This is a genomic window from Spiroplasma alleghenense, assembly GCF_003363775.1.
Classification (GTDB): domain Bacteria; phylum Bacillota_I; class Bacilli_A; order Mycoplasmatales; family Mycoplasmataceae; genus Spiroplasma_B; species Spiroplasma_B alleghenense.
This window is the reverse complement of sequence record NZ_CP031376.1, coordinates 225,406-244,606: the sequence shown is the minus strand read 5'-3', so window position 1 is coordinate 244,606 and position 19,201 is coordinate 225,406. Positions and strand designations below refer to the sequence as shown.

At 31.4% G+C, this 19,201-nt stretch carries 17 protein-coding genes and 1 tRNA gene; 6 read left to right on the top strand and 12 right to left on the bottom strand.

The genetic code is table 4. The features are described from left to right. Nucleotides 1-14: 14 nt before the first annotated feature. Nucleotides 15-248, bottom strand: coding sequence for a hypothetical protein (locus SALLE_RS01140; protein ID WP_115557806.1), 234 nt, complete (start codon nucleotides 246-248; stop codon nucleotides 15-17). 133 nt (nucleotides 249-381) lie between these two features. Here SALLE_RS01140 and SALLE_RS01135 point away from each other — a divergent pair, with 133 nt between their 5' ends. Then, nucleotides 382-753 carry a hypothetical protein gene (locus SALLE_RS01135; RefSeq protein WP_115557805.1) on the top strand — a complete coding sequence of 124 codons (372 nt, stop codon included), beginning with the start codon at nucleotides 382-384 and terminating at the stop codon, nucleotides 751-753. 30 nt (nucleotides 754-783) lie between these two features. Here SALLE_RS01135 and SALLE_RS01130 read toward each other — a convergent pair whose 3' ends face one another. The 11 genes from SALLE_RS01130 to prdC form a co-directional block, all read right to left on the bottom strand. Further along, nucleotides 784-1,407, bottom strand: coding sequence for a hypothetical protein (locus SALLE_RS01130; protein ID WP_115557804.1), 624 nt, complete (start codon nucleotides 1,405-1,407; stop codon nucleotides 784-786). 1 nt (nucleotide 1,408) lies between these two features. Continuing rightward, on the bottom strand, nucleotides 1,409-2,905 hold the full coding sequence (locus SALLE_RS01125) for a glycoside hydrolase family 1 protein (RefSeq protein WP_115557803.1): 1,497 nt from the start codon (nucleotides 2,903-2,905) through the stop codon (nucleotides 1,409-1,411). A 289-nt stretch (nucleotides 2,906-3,194) separates the two neighbouring features. Next, nucleotides 3,195-5,024, bottom strand: a complete 1,830-nt coding sequence (locus SALLE_RS01120; protein WP_115557802.1) for an ABC transporter ATP-binding protein — start codon at nucleotides 5,022-5,024, stop codon at nucleotides 3,195-3,197. Between the two features lie 164 nt (nucleotides 5,025-5,188). Further along, nucleotides 5,189-7,066: a selenocysteine-specific translation elongation factor gene (selB, locus tag SALLE_RS01115; RefSeq protein WP_115557801.1), complete on the bottom strand. Its 1,878-nt coding sequence runs from the start codon at nucleotides 7,064-7,066 to the stop codon at nucleotides 5,189-5,191. Nucleotides 7,067-7,094: 28 nt separating this feature from the next. Then, the gene (locus tag SALLE_RS01110; protein WP_115557800.1) at nucleotides 7,095-7,838 is read right to left on the bottom strand and encodes a hypothetical protein; all 744 of its coding nucleotides are present in this window, start codon (nucleotides 7,836-7,838) and stop codon (nucleotides 7,095-7,097) included. A 6-nt stretch (nucleotides 7,839-7,844) separates the two neighbouring features. Continuing rightward, nucleotides 7,845-9,479, bottom strand: a complete 1,635-nt coding sequence (locus SALLE_RS01105) for a sulfite exporter TauE/SafE family protein (RefSeq protein ID WP_115557799.1) — start codon at nucleotides 9,477-9,479, stop codon at nucleotides 7,845-7,847. Between the two features lie 14 nt (nucleotides 9,480-9,493). Next, a complete protein-coding gene (locus SALLE_RS01100) occupies nucleotides 9,494-10,516 on the bottom strand; it encodes a proline racemase family protein (RefSeq protein ID WP_115557798.1) in 1,023 nt (340 codons plus the stop codon). 167 nt (nucleotides 10,517-10,683) lie between these two features. Next, complete coding sequence (gene prdB / locus SALLE_RS01095) at nucleotides 10,684-11,400, bottom strand: D-proline reductase (dithiol) protein PrdB (protein ID WP_115557797.1); 717 nt, start codon at nucleotides 11,398-11,400, stop codon at nucleotides 10,684-10,686. 35 nt (nucleotides 11,401-11,435) lie between these two features. After that, nucleotides 11,436-11,648, bottom strand: a complete 213-nt coding sequence (locus SALLE_RS01090; RefSeq protein WP_115557796.1) for a CBO2463/CBO2479 domain-containing protein — start codon at nucleotides 11,646-11,648, stop codon at nucleotides 11,436-11,438. 12 nt (nucleotides 11,649-11,660) lie between these two features. After that, nucleotides 11,661-13,529, bottom strand: coding sequence for a D-proline reductase (dithiol) proprotein PrdA (gene prdA / locus SALLE_RS01085; RefSeq protein ID WP_115557795.1), 1,869 nt, complete (start codon nucleotides 13,527-13,529; stop codon nucleotides 11,661-11,663). A gap of 43 nt (nucleotides 13,530-13,572) precedes the next feature. Continuing rightward, nucleotides 13,573-14,889: a proline reductase-associated electron transfer protein PrdC gene (prdC, locus tag SALLE_RS01080; protein WP_342768165.1), complete on the bottom strand. Its 1,317-nt coding sequence runs from the start codon at nucleotides 14,887-14,889 to the stop codon at nucleotides 13,573-13,575. 210 nt (nucleotides 14,890-15,099) lie between these two features. On the opposite strand from prdC, the gene SALLE_RS01075 reads away from it, so the two are divergent. The 5 genes from SALLE_RS01075 to SALLE_RS05935 all read left to right on the top strand — a co-directional run bounded on the left by SALLE_RS01075 (nucleotide 15,100) and on the right by SALLE_RS05935 (nucleotide 19,153). Further along, complete coding sequence (locus SALLE_RS01075; RefSeq protein WP_115557793.1) at nucleotides 15,100-16,377, top strand: YeeE/YedE family protein; 1,278 nt, start codon at nucleotides 15,100-15,102, stop codon at nucleotides 16,375-16,377. Between the two features lie 37 nt (nucleotides 16,378-16,414). Next, nucleotides 16,415-17,416, top strand: a complete 1,002-nt coding sequence (gene selD, locus SALLE_RS01070) for a selenide, water dikinase SelD (RefSeq protein WP_115557792.1) — start codon at nucleotides 16,415-16,417, stop codon at nucleotides 17,414-17,416. Then, the gene (gene selA, locus SALLE_RS01065; RefSeq protein WP_115557791.1) at nucleotides 17,416-18,792 is read left to right on the top strand and encodes an L-seryl-tRNA(Sec) selenium transferase; all 1,377 of its coding nucleotides are present in this window, start codon (nucleotides 17,416-17,418) and stop codon (nucleotides 18,790-18,792) included. Before selD ends, selA begins: the two co-directional genes overlap by 1 nt. Beyond that, entirely contained in the window at nucleotides 18,776-19,003 is a 228-nt protein-coding gene (locus SALLE_RS01060) for a sulfurtransferase TusA family protein (RefSeq protein WP_115557790.1), read from the top strand. The genes selA and SALLE_RS01060 overlap by 17 nt, the downstream gene beginning before the upstream one ends. A 53-nt stretch (nucleotides 19,004-19,056) precedes the next feature. Continuing rightward, nucleotides 19,057-19,153: transfer RNA gene (locus SALLE_RS05935), tRNA-OTHER, on the top strand. The last annotated feature ends 48 nt before the right edge of the window (nucleotides 19,154-19,201 follow it).

Genomic DNA, 19,201 nt, shown 5'->3' with positions numbered 1-19,201 from the left:
AAACTTTCTTCAACCTAGTCCTGATTTGTAAATAGACCCATGGCATCAAGATAACTGAGCAAATCAAAAAAATCTCTGCTTTCATTTCTAACTTTTTTGCAAATAATTTTAACTAGTGGTCGTAAAGTTTTTTTAATTTTAAAACTCTTAAAACTATGCTTTGGCTTTTTAAATTTACCGACAAATTCTTTATATTTTTTCTTTACATCATTTGATACGTAATTTTCTAAAATTTTTGCCTCTTTCATTTTCACCAGTTATTTTTTTGTTTAACAATCGAAATATTTTAATAAATATATTTATAAAGTTAAATCAATTTCATTTTAAAAGAATTAAAAGTTCAAAAACAAGTATAATTAAGTAGTATAGGAGGTATTAATTATGTTTAAGAAAAAAAATAAAGAAAAAGCAGTTTCTAGTGAAAAGATTGATGATTTATTACACAATAATTCATTTGGAGGAGATTTTTTTAGCAACAACCCACTAGGGAGTGGGTTGGGTAAAAATTCACGTAACGTAGAAGTTAAAGAAGAAATTACAGTAAACGGTAAAAAGATGACTGGCGAAGAATATGAAGCTTATAAAAGAAAAAATGGCGACATGATGCAAGGTTTTGATAAATTTAGAAATATGGATTTCAAAGACAATGGTAATTCTAAATACGTAATCAACGGTAAAGAAGTTAGTGCCGATGAAATGCGTGAATACGAAAGTAAAATGAAAAACAGAATGCGCGACATTTTTGAAGATTAAAAAAATTCACCAAAGTGAATTTTTTTCATTTTAATATAGTTCTCTTGAGTAATTCAAAGCTCTTTCCATTCTTTTTTCAATAGCTGGGATTTTACTTTTTGGATAAATTCCTAGATCAATTTTTAATTGAAACATACTAACTATAAAAGCTAGTTGTTGTCTTTTGGTATAAACTCCAGCAACATGTCTTTCCATGAATCCAGCTATGCTTCGTTTACCTTTGCTAATATCCATATACTTTATTTTTGTAACATTATTTTTTGAATTGCTCGAAAAAACAATAGTTCTGGTAAATCATTGGTCTTTTGAAAATCATTCAACCATTATTTCCTTATTTATCTCAAGTTTTTTGACTAAAAAAGTAATACGATTTTTGCTTTTACTTGTAACATAAAACCCGCCTTCCTCAAGTTGGTCAACCTCTAGATTAGGGTGTAAGTCCTTGGCTGTTATATTTAAGTATTGATGAAAAACACTTTCAATTTCTTTTTTAATTTTTGCTCGGCAAATTATTTTTTTAACTCTAGCCCTCTCTTCAATAACAGATGTATAAACTTGTTTATTAATTTCTTCTCTATTTTTTTCAAACTCAATTTGATTTTCTTCAATAACTTTTTGGTCTAAAATTTTAACACTCTTTAATTCTTTTGCCATATTATTTGTAAAATAAATCTCAACCTTCTAAAATATTTTTTAGATCTTTTTTAAGTTTTACATCATCAATATCTAAATCTTTCCCCTTTGATTTGATGACTTGATGATATCAAGCATAACTCAACTTAGGTTTACGCTCTCTAATTGGAGAGTTAAAATCAACACTAACAAGTCCGTAATCTTTTCGATATCCACCACTTGGAGAAAAAATATCACAATAAGTTCATAGTGAGTAACCAATAAAGTTAACTCCAGCATCCTTAGCTTTCATAACTTCTGCAATATGAATTTTTAAAAACTCAATTCTTTTTGTATCAATGATTAAATCTTGTGATTTGTCATCAAAATCTCCCATACCGTTTTCAATAATCATGAACGGTAAATCTCCATATTCAGCCTTTAATTCTAATGCTCCGGAGACTAAACGAGAAGGATCAATGATTCAATTCCAATCGGTATACTTAACATCTTTTGCAGGATACAATTGTTTAAATTCTTTTACAAAAAACTCTTCACTAGGTTTTTGCAGTTTAATTGTTTTATCATCAAAACTGTATGCACTAATGTAACATGGACGGTAATAATTTCAACCAATAAAGTCCATTGGATTTTTTTTCATAAATTCCATATCTTCCTTTGAAATTACAAAATCAATTTTTTCGTTTTTGATTCAATTTAAAAATACCTCTGGATAACTACCTTTTAAATTAGGGTCTAAGTATAAATTTTTGAATCATTGATTATAAACTTCACAAGCTTTGATATCTTCAGGATTATTTTCTCTTAAAGGAATTGGTGGATTTCAATCATGATCAATTCCCAGGATTGCATCTTTTGAAAGATAACCTTTATCTTTTGCCTTTACAAATTCTTCTTTAGTTATTGCTGCAGTCATGTTTAAAAAGTGCAACGCTTTTACAAAAGCAGTTTTGTCTTTTCTAGCGGGCGGCATATAGTCAGATAAATAACCACTTAAAGTAAAAGTCGAATTTTCATCATTTACAAATCAAATATCTGTATATTTACCTAGATATTTAAAGCAGGCTTTAACATAATTTCTAAATCATTCTATAATTTCGCGATTTTCAAAGCCACCTTGTAGCTGAGCTCAAAGTGGTGTGTCTCAGTGATAAAGAATCGGAATTGGTTGAACCCCGTTTTCCACTAAGGTTTTAAAAACATCATCATGTCATTTAATCCCCTCTGGGTTAATAGTTTCTCCATCTTTTGGAAATATTCTTGTTCAATCCATATTGTAAACCAGCCCTTGAAGTCCAAGTTTATTCATAATTCTAGCATCTGTTTTATACTTGTGATAAAAATCTGCTGCAATTTCGATTGAATTAATTTCTCTTCCAGCAACACCAACTGGTGGAATAACAAAATTTCTCTTAGTAAACTCGTCTCAAATTGAATCAGTTCTTCCTCCTAAATTTCTTCCTCCCTCAATTTGAAATGCATTTGTTGATGCACTAAATATAAAATCTCTTTTTTTCATAATTCCTCTTTCTAATTGGATTAATTACCCATTTCTTATATAATAATATAGAAATGAGGTATTTATGGAAATTTATGCAATTTTTGCGGCAATTTTTTTTCTTTTACCTTTTTTGGTTTGAACAATCATTAGGTTTAACGATAAAATGCGTCAGCAGTTTAAATTTTGACACAGAAACTTTATCATATCATCATTTGTGGTATGCTGAATTATTTTTATCATTCTAGTTGTCTTAGCGGTGGTTTTAAATTAAAAATCTAGGAAACTTAAATTAGTTTCCTAGATTTTTTTATTCCATTAGTCCCGCTAGGTATAGTTTTCTAAATCTTCCTGGAACGTCTTTAAGTTCTTCAAAGCTTCCAATCTGAGCAATTCCTTTAACTTTATCTAAAACAATAATTTGATCAACATTTTTAATTGTACTTAGTTTGTGGGCAATAACAACACTAGTTCTATTTTTCATCAATTTCTCTAATTCCATTTGAATTTCGTGTTCAACAATATTATCCAAAGCACTCGTAGCTTCGTCAAGAATTAACAATTGCGGATCTTTTAAGAATAGTCGCGCAATTACTAGTCTTTGTTTTTGGCCTCCAGAAAACATTAATCCGTGTTCACCTAAAATTGTGTGGTATTTTTCTGGTAAAGTTTGGACGTACTTATCAAGTTGAGCTTTTTTACAGGCTTCTTCGATTTGTTCGTTAGTAACATTTTCTAATCCATAAGCAACATTATAATAGATATCCCCATATAATATTTGTGGTTCTTGTTCGACATAACCAACCTTGCTTAGATAGTTTGGTAAATGTAGTTCTCTTAAATCAATACCGTTAATTAAGACTCTTCCTTGAGTAGGATCATAAAATCTTAACAGTAACTGAGCAAAAGTTGATTTTCCAACCCCGGTTTCACCAACAAAAGCATAGCTTTTGTTTTTCTCAAAGACAAAATCGATATTTGGTAAAATTTGACGATCTGGCTTAGTTGGGTATGCAAAACCTAAATTTTCAAATTTAACTTCTTTAATTTTATCAATTTTAATTCCGTTAGGATCAGGAATTATTAATGGTACTGGATCAATAATATCAGATAACCTCATGGCACAGTTCGCAGCCTTGGTAGCCCCTCTGAATGTCATAGTTGCATACGAAATTGGTGCTGCTAAGGCGAAAATTGAAGTTGTAAATCCAACAATTAAGTTAACAACCTTATCGGGATCTGAACTATAAAGTAAAAAAGCAGATATAACCATAATACTTGATAGAATTGAAACCGCAAATCCGTTAAACATTTGTAAAGTGGTTTGTAAGCGAACCACTTTGTTTGCTGCCTTATTATATGGTTCATGGTTTTCAATTACTCTTTGTGATTCATAGTTTTCAGTCCCATTGGCCTTAACTAATCTAACATTCATCAAGCGATCTGTTAGTTCGGTATCAATAGATTGTCTAATATCTACTGAAACAAAAATAGCTCTACGATAATAAATAAATATTATTCAAGTTGCGATGAAAATTATCATTGTATATGATATTGCGATTAGAGCAATTGGAACATCCATTGTTAACATTAAACAACTAGTTGTGATGTACATCGAAATTAAGTAAACGGCATTTAAAAAGAAGTCATTTAATCCTAATCCTACTCCTTCTGTATCACCAATTACTCTTGACATAATTAAACCCAGTTGGTGGTCATAGTAATAACTTACATCTTGTTTTACCAATCGCTCTAAGCATTCAATTCTTAGGTTTATTTCAATTTGTTTTGCAAACAAAGCTGAAGTATAGTTACCAAAATACTCACAAGCAACCATAAATGCGAAAATTCCAAGAATTACTCATAATCAACTTAATCAAGGGATGGTAACGCTTCAACCAAATAAATCTTGAGTTAAACTAACACTTGGGTCAACTTCGTGCTGAGCTGTTAGCAATACTTTTTGAATCATCATTTGCAAGAATTTAGGAATGAATGAGAAGGCAATGGCATCAAAAGCAACTGAAAGAACTATAAATGTAAAAAGTCACGGACTTTTTTTAACCGCAACAAAAATCGGCCTTAAAAAACCTTTAAATTTTGAATAAGTAAAGGCCTTATCATTTACAAATTTTGCCATTATTTTCTCCTTCTCATAATGTATTTTATGATTTATTTAGTATATTTTAAATTATTATTTAACTAATTACAATTGTATTTCACAAAGAAAAAATAATTTTAATGAATTTTAAAAATCTCCCAACATCAATTGAGAGATTTTGATTCTTATCAGCTTTTCTAACTTTATAAAATCAAATTCCTTACTCTAACTTCATTTTTAATCAGTGTTATTTTATCGTAGTCCATTTTTTCTAAAATTAAAACTACATATTTGTGGTTTAGATCAAGCAAGGTTTTGGCTTCATCAATATTTAGTGATTTATTTTTGCTAAAGAAAAGGTCAACTTTATCGATAACTTTTTGATAATTTGTTGCTGTAATAAAGTTATTTTCATCCAATTGAACGATACTTTTATTTGAAATTAGGTATTTCAACATCTCCTTGAATGTTTTTGTATCAACTACCTTTTCTTTAATAACTGATATTTCTTTTGGCTTCAAATCTCAATCCTTAATTCTTCTCAAAATCAAATTCTTTATTGCATGTTGCTCTTTAGTTAGTTTTAACTCAAAATTTTTCAGAGAGTACATTTGGTTTTCTACTTTAATTAAACCGTCTTGAATCATTAGATACAAAATAAAATTAAGGTGTTTGCTATTAACCTCTTCTTTTAGTGTTGAATTAATTTCCAGAAAATTAATTCCTTTTTTCAAAGGGTTATTTGCATGATATTTTTTAATTTGAAATAAAATTTTATCACGTAAATCAAAATAATTACTAATATGTATAACTTTGTTTTGATAAATAATCAACTCTTCGTGACTGATGTTAGTTTCTCTCAGACCAAATTGAAAAAGGTCAACAACTTTATCAGGATTATTTTTAATTTCAATAATTGTTTTTTCAATAAAATCACCAAATTTGATTTTCTCAAGTTCGGTTAAATAATCTTGGTTTTTAGACTTAACACTTTTACTGCTAACTCTTAATATTTCAAATCCTCCGGATATATTTTCTTCAGAAATTAATTTTATTAATCCAATATCCTCCAATTGAAAATATATTGGTTCACTAAATTCTAATTGTGCAAAAACCATTTCTCCTGGCATCGCTTTTTTGTTAACAAGTATTTTTACTTTTGCTAAATAATTTTTAGTTCCAATAAATACTTTAACCTTACTTTTATTTTTTAATTCTGAAATGTTAGTCTTATCATAATTTAAATAGACATCAATCAATTTTGATTTCAGCAAAGTTCCTGGAGTTGCAATAATATCTCCTCGACTTATTTCGTTGAAGTTTATATTTCCAATTCTTAGCGCCGTTCTTTGACCGGTTTTAGCATTGGCGACTCTTTGGTCATTAACTTGAATTTCTTTAACCTTCACAATAATTTTTTTAGGAAGAATCTCTAGTTCATCGTTTTCACAAACTGTTCCAGTTTTGGTTGTTCCAGTAATTATAGTGCCCTTTCCTTGAATTGTAAATGACCTATCAATATCTAGGCGGTAGTTATTTGAATAATTTATTTTATCAGGAATATTTTCAGAAAATCAATTACTAAAATTATCTAAAACTATTTTAAGTTTTTCATATGAGTCAGGATTTTTATTGCTAACTTCCACTGAGTCAAAAATTTTAAATGAATTTTCTTTCAAATAATCTTGTACGTCTTTTTTGATTTTAGTAATTTGTTCTAATCCGACTAAATCCGTTTTGGTAAAAACAACGATTAGATTTGTTATTTTAAATATTTTAAAAATAAGCAAATGTTCAAATGTCTGAGGCATCATTCCATCATCACAAGCCACTACTAATAATCCTGCATTGACACTACTAGCTCCGGCAATCATATTTTTAATAAATTTTTCATGACCTGGTAAATCAATAAATCCAATTAATTTTTTAGGAGCTTGATAAAATGAAAAAGCTATATTGATTGACATGCCACGTTTTTTTTCTTCTTTTAAGTGATCTGTATCCTTATTAGTTATATGTTGAACCACAGTTGTTTTACCATGATCTACATGTCCCAGAACTCCCAAACAAATTTCTTTCATATTTTCACCTCTTATTAAATCTAATTATCTACTTTTTTTCAAAAGCTTTTGGTTGAACGCGAATTAAATTATATGCCAAAGCAAACATAATTGCATCTTCTAAAGCAGAATAGTAAGAATAACTAAAAATGTCCTCACCAATTGCGAAACTTATTGTTCCTGGTTTATTAAAAACTGAAGCGCACTTAAATTCTAAACTATGTATTTTTGAAACATTAAATTTCCTTCTTGTCTTATTAATTTCAACATTTACATGGCCAACTCCAATATAAAGTTCTAATTTTACATCTTGGTTATTTACTTTAAACTTAAAATTTTTTAAGTCAAAAAGTGTTTCTTTAAATCCTAAATATTTATCAACTTGATTACCTCTGATAAATGAAAATCAGGTAGCGACCACCATCGGGATGCAGCTCAAATAAATTCCTAAGGAAAACATAATTGCTTGAAATCTACTTGTTGGTATAAATAAAATTGCCATAGTCCCACTTAATAATATTAAGAAACCTGCAATTAAATTAGTTACTAGAGATTTTTTAGAAACATTGTAAATTGCAACATAAGCTAAATTGAAAAATAAAAAATAAAAAACCGTTACTGGAGCAGATCACGCAACATATGTTGAAAATAACACAGCAATAAAATCCTTTGCAAATGGTAAAAATATTAGCAGAACTATTATTGTTAACAACTGAATTCAGATTGCACTGCGATGCTTTGCAAATAAATTTGATGCTTGCTTCACTCGTAATGATTTTTTATTTTTTTTCATATTTACCTATTCTATTTGTAGTTTTTGAAAGTTTAACTTCCTTTTAGTTTTATAAAAGTCATACACCATTGTAATTGAAGCATAAAATACAACCGCAATTACAATTCATAATAAAACATTAATAAATTGAGTTTTATCTAAACCTAATCCAACTTGTAGACCAACAAATACTGTTAAGAAAGCTAGAGGAACTCCTACGCTAGACCCAATAGTTATCCCAATGGAAACTTTTGGGTAATAATTTTTATCTTGAATAAATTTAAATGATCCTACCGGCATCAAGAATGCGCAACTCCCCATCATTATCGGAAAGGCGACATCAGCGTTAATACCCATCAAAACAACAGTTGCCATTGCAGGAGCATAAAGTCCAACTCCAAGCGACATCAATGCTCCTAGTATTACAAAAATAATCATTGCAGTTGGAAGTTTTCAAGCCGGAATACCATCACCAACTAATCCATTAGTTCCCGGACCCATAGATTTAATAGCTTGAACATCATTATGGGTTAGAATCATCATAATTCCGGTTATAAATAAAGCTATTCCCATAATTAATTTAATCCAAAGCGAATTAAATTTATTTGCTAGCGCAGCACCGATATAACTACCAATTACCGCACAAATTATTAAACTTAATAAAGTAATTATCTCAACATCAACAGCAGCAATAAATACAGCAGCCTCAATTGCTACAGGGATTGTATGGGAGACATTTAAAGTTCCAGGAACTTTTTTAATGTTATCCGATACCCCCATTGCTTGCATCATTACCAAAGTTGGAGCAAAACTACCAACACCAATTGTATCAAAGAAATCAGTAACTAAACCGATTACAGCAGACTTACCAAAAGATTTTTTTCTTTCTGATACTGATCGCTTTGTGGCATCTCTGACAAAGAAATAACCAAAAACAATTGATATTATTATAAGAATAGCTGCTAAAACAACTGCAACAATACTTTCATACTTGCTAAAATCATACGCTGTGGGATTACCGTTCTCATCCAGATTTGTTAATGGATAGTAAACCAAATAGTTAACCAATAAGGTAATCAACAAAGCCACCGGGGCAATAGTTACAAATAAAATTGTTATTAGTTTAGCTGAAATTGCTTTTTTAGTTGTCAGAATTTTATCTCGCTTCTCAGCAAGTTGGGGTAGAAACTTTTCTTTCACCTCAGTGATTGCTGATTTTTCTAATTCCTTATTAGCTAATTTCTTTTCCTTAATTTCTATGATTGCTAACTTATATTCCGACTTGAGAGCGACATATTCTTGTTGAAACTGTTTTTTTAATACAGCACTTTGCGGATCGCTTTTAAGTTGAACAACTTTTTCATACTCAGCTGCATTTTGATTAATTAATAAATCCAGCTTAGTTTTTATTTCTTTAACTTCACTGCTATATGTTTCAATAAGAATTTTTTTCCTGCTTTCAAAATCAGTTTCATTCATTTGATTATTTTTTTTAAGAGCTTTATTTTCTTTTAAATCATTTTTAAAAGCTGTACGTTTAGAAATTAATAACTCGCTTAAATTATCAATTTCAAAACTTACCTCATCGATTTTTTTATCAAAGGAAAAGAGCTTTTTTTCAAAATCAGGTTCTGAAGAAACTGTTTTCTGTTTTACATTCATAATTCCACCCTTTTCTATTTGTGAGTTTTAGGATTGAATCCCTCTTGAAATGGATCGGTTGGTTGGAGAACTCAATTTGCGTATCCAGTAATATAAGCATTACCTTTAATTTCAGGAATTACTGCATCAAATTCTTTAACCTTAGTTGTTTCTAAAACTTTACCAATAAACTTAGTTTTCATAATTGATTCATAAACAAAGTCCTCATTTAGTTTTAATTCCTTGCGTTTAAATAATGTAGCAACTTTAGCACTAGTGCCAGTTCCACAAGGTGATCGGTCAAATTGTGCCATTCCAAAAACTACACAATTTGAATAATTTTTTGGATGGCGAGAATTTGGTTTCTCATACATCTCTACTAAATCGATTGATTTAATATGCTCATTGATTGGGTGAATAACTTTTATTTGCTCATTGCAAGCATTCAGAATTTTCATTCCAATATCAACTAAGAAGTCAACATTTTTCATTTCGTTAGTTGTCTTTAGCTGCTCCATATCAACTAGAGCAAAGAAACTACCACCAAATGAAATGTCCACTTTTATTTTACCAAAATCTGGGACCATTACCTCAATGTTTTCTTTATATAAAAATGAAGGCACGTTTTTTATTCTCACAGATTGAACTTCACTATTTTTAACATCCACATAGGCTGTTACCAAACCAGCGGGTGTATCTAGTTTAATTTCTGTAACTGGTTCTTTAACTTCAACCATTCCATTTTCAACAAGAACAGTTGCCAGTCCAATACTTCCATGACCACACATATTCAAACAACCCCCAGATTCAGTGTAAATTACACCAAAGTCTGCCTCAGGATTACATGGAGGAACTAATAAAGCTCCAAACATATCGTTGTGACCGCGAGGTTCATGCATTAATAGTTTTCTAAAATCATCATAATTTTTTAATAAGTCTTCTTTTTTCTCAGACATATTCTTACCCTTAAGTAAGGGTACTCCTGACAAGACAATTCGAGTTGGTTCACCAGCAGTGTGTGACTCAACTGTCATTATAGCACCTTTATTAATTTTCATACTTTCCTCCTAATTTTAAATTAGTAATTTTATTACTAAAGTTTTAGAATAAAAAATGCTTCAAATCTAGCTTACTCAAAAAATCAAAAGAAAGCATTACTGATTTCTGGATTAAATTTGAGATAAGTTTTGATTTGAAGCATATTGATTCTCCTTAAAAATATTAATTAGATGTTTGCGTGATATTCGTAAGGAAGTGGAATTATTTTTCCTGGTTGATCTATTTTAATCAATCATTCTAATGACTCTTTACAAATATTGTACTGCATTTCCCTATTATTAGGTTCACCTGCGTTTGCCCCCATAGGAACTAGGGGAGCAACCGCTCTTGGTGTGCCGTTCTGTGCACATACTGGTGGTAGTGCTGCAATGATGATAGTAGGAATTCCTAATGCCTCGATTGCTCTTTGAACGATAACTGCAGTTCTATGACAGGTACCCCGGCCTGCGGTTAGCAAAACGGCGTCAACATTTTCATCTTTTAATATTTTAGCAATTGCTGGTCCGGTCTCATCGGTAAACACATGTTGGTTACCTCCACCTCCCATGAATCCAACATTAACTGGTGAGATTTCTTTTATAAAACCTTCTTTAGCTAATTCACGAATTCTGTCAATTGGAAACATACAATTGATATCTTTATTTACATCACCATTGTCATAACCACCGTGAGATACCATCATGTCACTAACCGGTGCATCTCCTGGAATAATTCGGTATGAAGTATCACCAGCTAGATTAAATGGTTTATCTTTTTTTAGGTGAACTCCAGCCGCAGTTGCCAAAGCGATACGCATTTCTTTTAGCGGCTTTTTAACTTCAGCTCAAACTGGTGGTGGGGTTATTGGTACATAAATTTCAGATTTTAATCCTTTGATTCCCATATTAGATTCTCCTTTCTTGTAAAAAATTTTTAAAATTATTTTTGATAAATTTCATCACTAATTACTTGAGGGTAACTCAGTGAGATTGATACTAACTGACCAACCTTTAAAGGGTAGTCGGTAATAATCATTCTTAAGGGGAAGCGCATTTCTCCCATTCGACCTAATAGATCTATTGAAACTGAGACGTCATCAAATTTTGTAATGACACCTTGATATAAACGTGCTTGGTCTGAATCGATTAACATAGTTCTCCTTAATTATTCTTTTTCGTAAATTTCAGCACGCTTACGAGATTTCTCTAAAACTTGCTCATTTTTAACTAATTCAAAATTTAAATTAGCTTGTGATTTAATTTGATCAATATTGTTTTGTTTAATATTTGGATCTCACTTACGTTCTGCCTCTTGAATTTCGGTTCCATCAATTTGAGCTTTAATCATTTCTAGTGCACGAATTGCATCCTCATGACATAAAGTATTATTTGAAAGAATTTCATTTTCAATTCCTTGTTTTGATTTATTGTTATCAACCATGGCCACCATGTACTGATTTCCAACAACCAAGGCTCCTTGTTGAGCTGCATAAGTACATCCAACAACTTTAACTCCACGCTTACCAATTTCTTCATGATGTGATGCAAAGTCGATATGATTATTACCAAATCCTTCAGTGGTAATAATGGCTGCATCAACTCCCATGTACTCAACCATCATTCCTAAACGTTTTGAAACATAAAATTTCTCTCCATTTACTTGAGGTGAACCAACTAAAATTAAACCTACAAAATCAATCTCTTCATCAACTAGTGCTTGAGCAACTAAAGGCTCACGGAAATAGTGACGACTAGTTTCTTTTGAAGCTGGTCCAATACAAGTTAGGGCATGAACTCCTCCATCTAGTAATTCTAATGGTGAAATTGCAATTGGTAAATTACCTAAGTCAACATTGGGAACTCCCCCAATTGTACCAACTGGTTCGGTTGGTAAAATTAGATTATCATGCATTGCTCCTTGACCCATAATTTCTTTTACCACAACAACTTTTGGCTTTCCAAAATTACGTTTGTGTTCTAAATTTTCAGTTTTAACAACAGTTAATCCTTTAGCCTCTGTTAAAACTTTTCTAATTTCTTGAGTTAAGACATCCGCTGCTAAGTGAGCTGCTAGAGGACCTGGACGTTCCATTCCTGCATTTGCTTTTATGACAGTATTTATTTTTATAAATATATCACCAAAGTCAGGAGCTCCGGGACGATTTCACATAATGTTGCGATCTAATGGACCTTCACTTGAACCAAACTCTCCAATTTGTTTTCCGTTTTCATCCACCCCGGTTAAGACAATAACAACATTATCTAAAACTCGAGTCACTCCACTACCTAATTCATCCTCAATTTTAGCCGCAATTGGTTGGACATCCATAATTGTATCTGAATCTTTTGAGTAATCTTTTTGAGTAATTATTTCAAAATCAAACTTAGTTACCAAGTCACCCTTAGCTAAACATTTTTGAGTTATTCCTTTATCGATTGTCAAGATTCCATCCTTTAATTCAAAAGCTTTGCCAATCTTAACTTCTTTAATATTTACGTATTCTTTTTTTAATGTTCTTAATACTTTTGGTTCACAAGTTTTATTTCCCGATACTGGATTTGAGTTATTTGATTCTGACATATTTTTTACAATATTATCAATACCCGATACATTTCCAGAAGCTGAACCCATTGGGAATTCAATATTGATATTTGTACCTAAACCAATATTAATTCGCACCATTCCATCATTGACTGAGTTGGTTGGGGCGATATATTTAGTTGGTTGGTCTGAACTTTGTGCTACAGTTTGTGTTGCTGTGCTTGGTGCTTCTTCAACACTTGAATAATTTTCAACATTAGCTGGAGTTAATGGAGTTAAAGCATCAACAGTGACCTTTAGTTTAGCTCCTAAAACTTGACCAATTGTTAGCATATCATCACTGACACTTATCAATCCTGAATCAACAAAATCTGGTAATAATGCTGGATCTTCAAGAATTGAGGCGTCAATTGTTGAACCCGCTTCAAAGCGACAACAAGTAAAAGCTTTTTTATCTTTAAGTTTTAAAGCTTTTTCTTTGTCCATTGACATTTAATCAACTTCCCTTCTTTTATAACTTACTTTTGCAAAAGACCTAAGCTTTATCAATTCTTCGATAAAGGCTATGACCTGTCGCTCTTAAAGTAAAGTCAGATTTATGGATTAATTTTAATCCCATATTTGGTGTGACCCTAGCCACGGTATTAGTCCGGGACTCACAAGTTCCAATTAAGATTGTTGTGGCTCCCATTTTTTTTAATTTTAATACTGTAGGGGCTTGCCCTGGACAAATTCCAGGCAAGTTACAACGTAAGCGACCATTTTCATCTGGTTCCATACGTTTACAATTTAATTCTCCCACTACTTCTGCTTTCATAAGCTGAGCTAAGTCTCTTAGCTCTGGTAATTGAGCACCACATTCGCACCCAATTAAACCAAATTTTTCTTCCTTTAAATCTAATAAAGGCATCGCAACAAGAAATCCACCGGTAGTTTTGGTAATCGGTGTGTCAATGTCTTTTATTTGTCCCATAAACGGACCTCCCACATATAAGGGTCCGATCGGTTCTATAACTCCATTGACTTTTTCTAACATCTCACGCGCAGTTATTCCTAATGGTACATCCATAAATACTTTTCCTGAAGAATTTAAATTAACTTTCCCTCCAACTGTTAAGTCTTTGGTAAAAACTGGTCGTAAATCTTCAATCGCTCTTGTAATATTTTTGAATGTTTCAACGTTACTTACAATCGCTTTGGCCTTGAAAGGTAATTCCCCTGGTGCCAATTGAATCCCACAAACTTCGCGAATTATTACTCGCTCATCTCCGGCAGGATACATATCACTTAGGTCAAATAATTCAATATTTGGTTCCTTTTCTAAGGCTTTACGAATTGTTAAAAAGGCTTTTTTATACTTATGTTTAGTGGCAACAACACCTTTTTTGGCATTTGTCACTTCCATCATGTATTTAAGACCTCTTAAAACTGTGTCAAAATCATTTTCGATTTGATAAATATTATGTTGTAAACTTGGTTCACATTCCGCAGCGTTAATAATAACAGTTCCGTCATTATTTTCGAATGGATGTGCGTATTTGATGAATGCGGGGAAGCCGGCACCTCCGGCACCAACCACTCCTGCGGCTTCAATAAGTTGCAAATGATTTAAATTTTTGTCTAATTTCACAAAATTATCTAGTGGTTCATTTAGATCAAAATCCTCAATCCCAATATAATCACTAGTTATTTCAACTATCTTACCACTAAAACTGGCATGGATGTTAACTCCGATTCCGTCTGGAACAGCTATCAACTGACCTCTTTTTACCTGCTCGTTAATTTTAACAATCGGTTTACAAGGTGGACCAACATGTTGCTTTAATAATAATTTTAAAGCCGTATTCATCATCTCCCATATATATTTTTATACTATTCCTTTTATTGTAAAAATTCAACCTTTTTTTATAAAAATATAAAAAAAATAGAAATATTTCTAATCGTATATTTTGTGTTTTTTATGATAAAAATAGTATTTTAAGTCCTTGTATTTTTTTTAAAATTTGCACAAAAAATAGAATTTTTTTTGTTTTAGGAGTAAGATACTTATAAAGGAGAAATAATGGAAAAGAAATTAGATTCCAAAAAAACTTACAACTGGCAAAAATTTATTAGTTTTTTTCTTTTAGCGTTTTTTATTGTAATGATTTTACAGTGAATTTTTGCGGATTATTATAAAGGAGCCGGTCAGACGATTATTCTATTTTGAATATTTGGAGGTTTATTAGGTTATTTGTTGAGTCGATGTCGATTTGGTTTTTTAGGACCAATTAAAAGGTTAGTAAATAACGGTGATGGCCGCCAAGCTAGATTAATGATATTAATGATGACCTTATCAACTCTGATAGCCGGATTTATTATCGCAGGTTTTGGAACTACTCTGGCTGGTAACGCCAGCATCGGACTTGGTGTCATACTTGGGGGATTTGTATTCGGATTAGCAATGGTATTTGCCGGGGGATGTGCTTCAGGAATTTTAACTGATGGAGGAAAAGGAACCTTAGGAGCTTTTATAGTTATAATATTCTTTAGTCTTGGAGCATTTATTGGTGCTATACTTAATGTTTACACATCAGAGTTAAACTTTCTGCAAGGAGATGGTACCAACTATAGTAATTTAAGTAGTAATTATGGATGACTGATTGGAATTATCATTAACTTGGTTTTATTTTCAATTCTACTAGTAGTAATAAAACTAGTGGAAATAAAAAAACAAAAAACAAACCCTCTTTATATTAAACAAGATGTCAGAAAGACTGAAAATAATGTTGAAACTGATGATAAAAAAAACTTTTGACAAGAACTCTACTATAAAGCTTTTGTAGAAAAGTGAAGTTGACACATTGGAGCCATTTTATTAGCTCTATGATTTGGGGCTTATATTTCAGCTACAAAAGGAACAAGCGGTGTTGCCGGGGGTTACACAAATTGAGGAGCGTGAATTCTTTGATTATTTGGATATCACGATTTGGGTATTCACGGTTTAGTAATTAATAATAAAGAAGTTATTTCAGCAGCAAAAATTAGCGCTGGTCCATTAAAAGATACCGGAGCGATGTTTAACTTAAGTATTATCATTGGGGCGATGTTCTATTTCCTATCAAGTAATAATTTCAAATTTGGGAGACCTAAAACATGATTAAAACCAATAATTTTGGCAGTAGCAGGATTGGGAATGGGAATTGGTGCCAAGATTGCTGGGGGATGTAATTTAGGAGCTATGTGATTTGGAATTTCAGTTTTCAAAGGTAGTGGTTGATTCTTTACAATCTTTATGGTTATTGGGGCTGTATTAGGACTTTGCATTCAAAGAAAAGTAACGACTTGCCGTCGTGATTAAAAATTTATTAGAACTTTAAAAAGGAGGAAAATAAAATATGAAACAAACTTGTTTAGGGGGTTGTTCAACCAAGTTGGATAGTGAACGTTTAGTAAACATATTAAAAGAAATTAATAAGAACAGTAAAAGTCAATTAACTGGCTTAAATAACGAGGATTGTTCAATCTATCCAATTAGTGAAAGCCAATTTCTAGTTGAGTCGATGGACTTTTTCCCAATGATAAGTGACGACTTATTCACTTTCGGACAAATCACTGCTTGTAATTCAATTAGCGATATTTACGCCATGGGAGCAAAACCTTTATATGCTTTAAATATTTTAAGCGTGACCAAAGGAATGACAAACGAAGAAATTGTTGAATTATTGAAAGGAGTAAAATCAATCCTAGATCCTTTGAATATTCCCATTGAAGGTGGTCATACCATTGTTGGAGAACAATTGCTTTGCGGACTTAATGTTGCTGGAATTGTTAATAAAGAAGATTTAAAGAAAAATAATACAGCCAAAGATGGTGATATATTAACAATTACTAAACCCTTAGGTTTTGGAGCTTGTATGACAGCCAAATCAGTGGATGACATAAAACCCGAAACCTATAAAAAAGCCTTAAAGTGAATGACAACTCCCAATAATATTACAAGCGCTTTAGGAGTTAAGCATCAAGCAACTAGCTCAACTGATATTACCGGATTTGGTTTGATTGGTCATTTAAAAGAATGTTTAACAAATACACAAAACAGTGCGTATATTGATTCAAAAAAACTGCCAATTATCGATGATGTTTTATATTTTTTTGATAACTTTTATTTCTCAGGAGCTGGGGCAAGCAACCGAAGAAACTATGAGCACTGTGTTGAATATTTAAATCCTATCGGACTTTCATACGAAGAAGTATTATTCGATCCCCAAACCAGTGGAGGTTTGATTTGTACCTTTACAAAAGAAAATTGAGAAAAAATGAGCAAAGAAGATAAAGGTAACTTTTTTGAAATCGGGCATATTAAGTCAGACAAGAAAAACAAAATTTACATTCAATAATGCAAAATTCACGACTACAATTAATTCCTAGCTTAAATTTACTTTTAGGTTCAGATGAAATTAAAAAATTTCCCCTACTCGATTCTCAGAAAAAACAAATTATCAATTTAGTTCTTAAATATTTACGCGAGGAAATTCTTAAAGACAAGCGGTTCGAACCAAATTTAGAATTTATTATTCAAAAGGTAATTACAGCTTTTGAAAATAACAAAAATATTTTAACTAGAGTAATAAATGCAACCGGAACAATTATTCACACCAACTTAGGGAGAAGCGTTTTGCCCCATCAAGTTATTTCTAATTTAATAAACGTTGGTTCTGGATACTCCAATCTGGAATTAGATTTAGAAACCGGAAAACGTGGTGCTAGAGATTTGGGTGTAAGTCAGCTTATGTCCAAACTAGTTGGTGCTCAAGATTGTATTGTTGTTAACAACAATGCTGCTGCTGTATTCTTAACTCTTAATAGCTTATTTAAGTCCAAAAAAGTAATTATCTCAAGAGGTGAAGAAGTTGAGATTGGGGGAAGTTTTAGAATACCTGAAATAATGAAAGCTGCCGGAGTTAAACTAGTTGAGATTGGAACAACCAATCGCACTCATAAAGAAGATTATCAAAATGCTATCAATGAAAACAACATTAAAGGTATTTTAAAAATTCACCAGTCTAATTATAAAATTGATGGATTTTCAAAATCGGTTAAAATTGATGAACTAAAAAGCATTACAAACTTAGAGCAAATTATTATTGAAGATCAAGGCAGCGGAACCTTAATTGATTTAGGAAAATATCACCCAGATTTAGTTTCAGAAAATACTGTTCAAAAATCACTAGCTCAAGGAGCGGATTTAGTTTTATTTAGCGGGGACAAACTACTGGGTGGATTGCAAGCAGGAATTATTGTTGGTAACAAAGAATTAATTAACAAGATTAAGAAAAATCAATTGTTTAGGATACTAAGGGTTAACAAATTGGTCTTAGCAAGCTTGGAAACTATTTTACAAATTTATTTAGATGAAAAAGAGGCAATTAAAACAATTCCAACGCTAAGAATGATTTGCGAACCAATTGGTGAAGTAGAAAAACGTTTACAAGATTGCCTTAAACTAGTTTTTAATCCAGAACTTAGTTTAGAAGTAGTTGATAGTAGTGCCACAATTGGTGGTGGTAGTTGTCCTCAAACTTTCTTTCCAAGCAAAGCCTTGGCCATAAAAAGTTCAAAAATAAAAGTTCAAAAGATTTACGATTATTTTAAAAATTATCAAATACCGATAATTACTATTATTAGAAAAGATGAAGTCTTAATAGATTTTAAGACAGTATTAGAACAAGATTTAGAAGTTGTAGGAGATGCCATAAATGAGTTCAAATATTAAAGAATTAAACTTTTTAGGACAAAGTTGTCCTGTCCCTGTTATAGAAACCAGAAAAATAATTGAAGCCGCTAAACATGGAGATGAGTTCAAAGTTATAGTTGGTTCGACTAATGGTCGTGATAATGTTTCAAAAATGTTAACTGCTATCAAAGTGAGTGACTTCAGAGTTAAAGAAGCTCAAGTAGGTTTTGAAATTCATATTAAAAAATAAATGTTATAATATTTTTGTATATTAAATAAATCGCTCATAAATATGAGCTTTTTGGAAAGGATTGGGTAGCTGGTGCTCCCACTAGCCTCCGAAGCTATGTTGAGGAATTAAGTTTTCTTAGGTAAGTTCGATTCTTGCACCTTTCCGCCATATTGAAAACATTTTTATTTAAAAAAAGAAGTTATTTTAAAAATAACT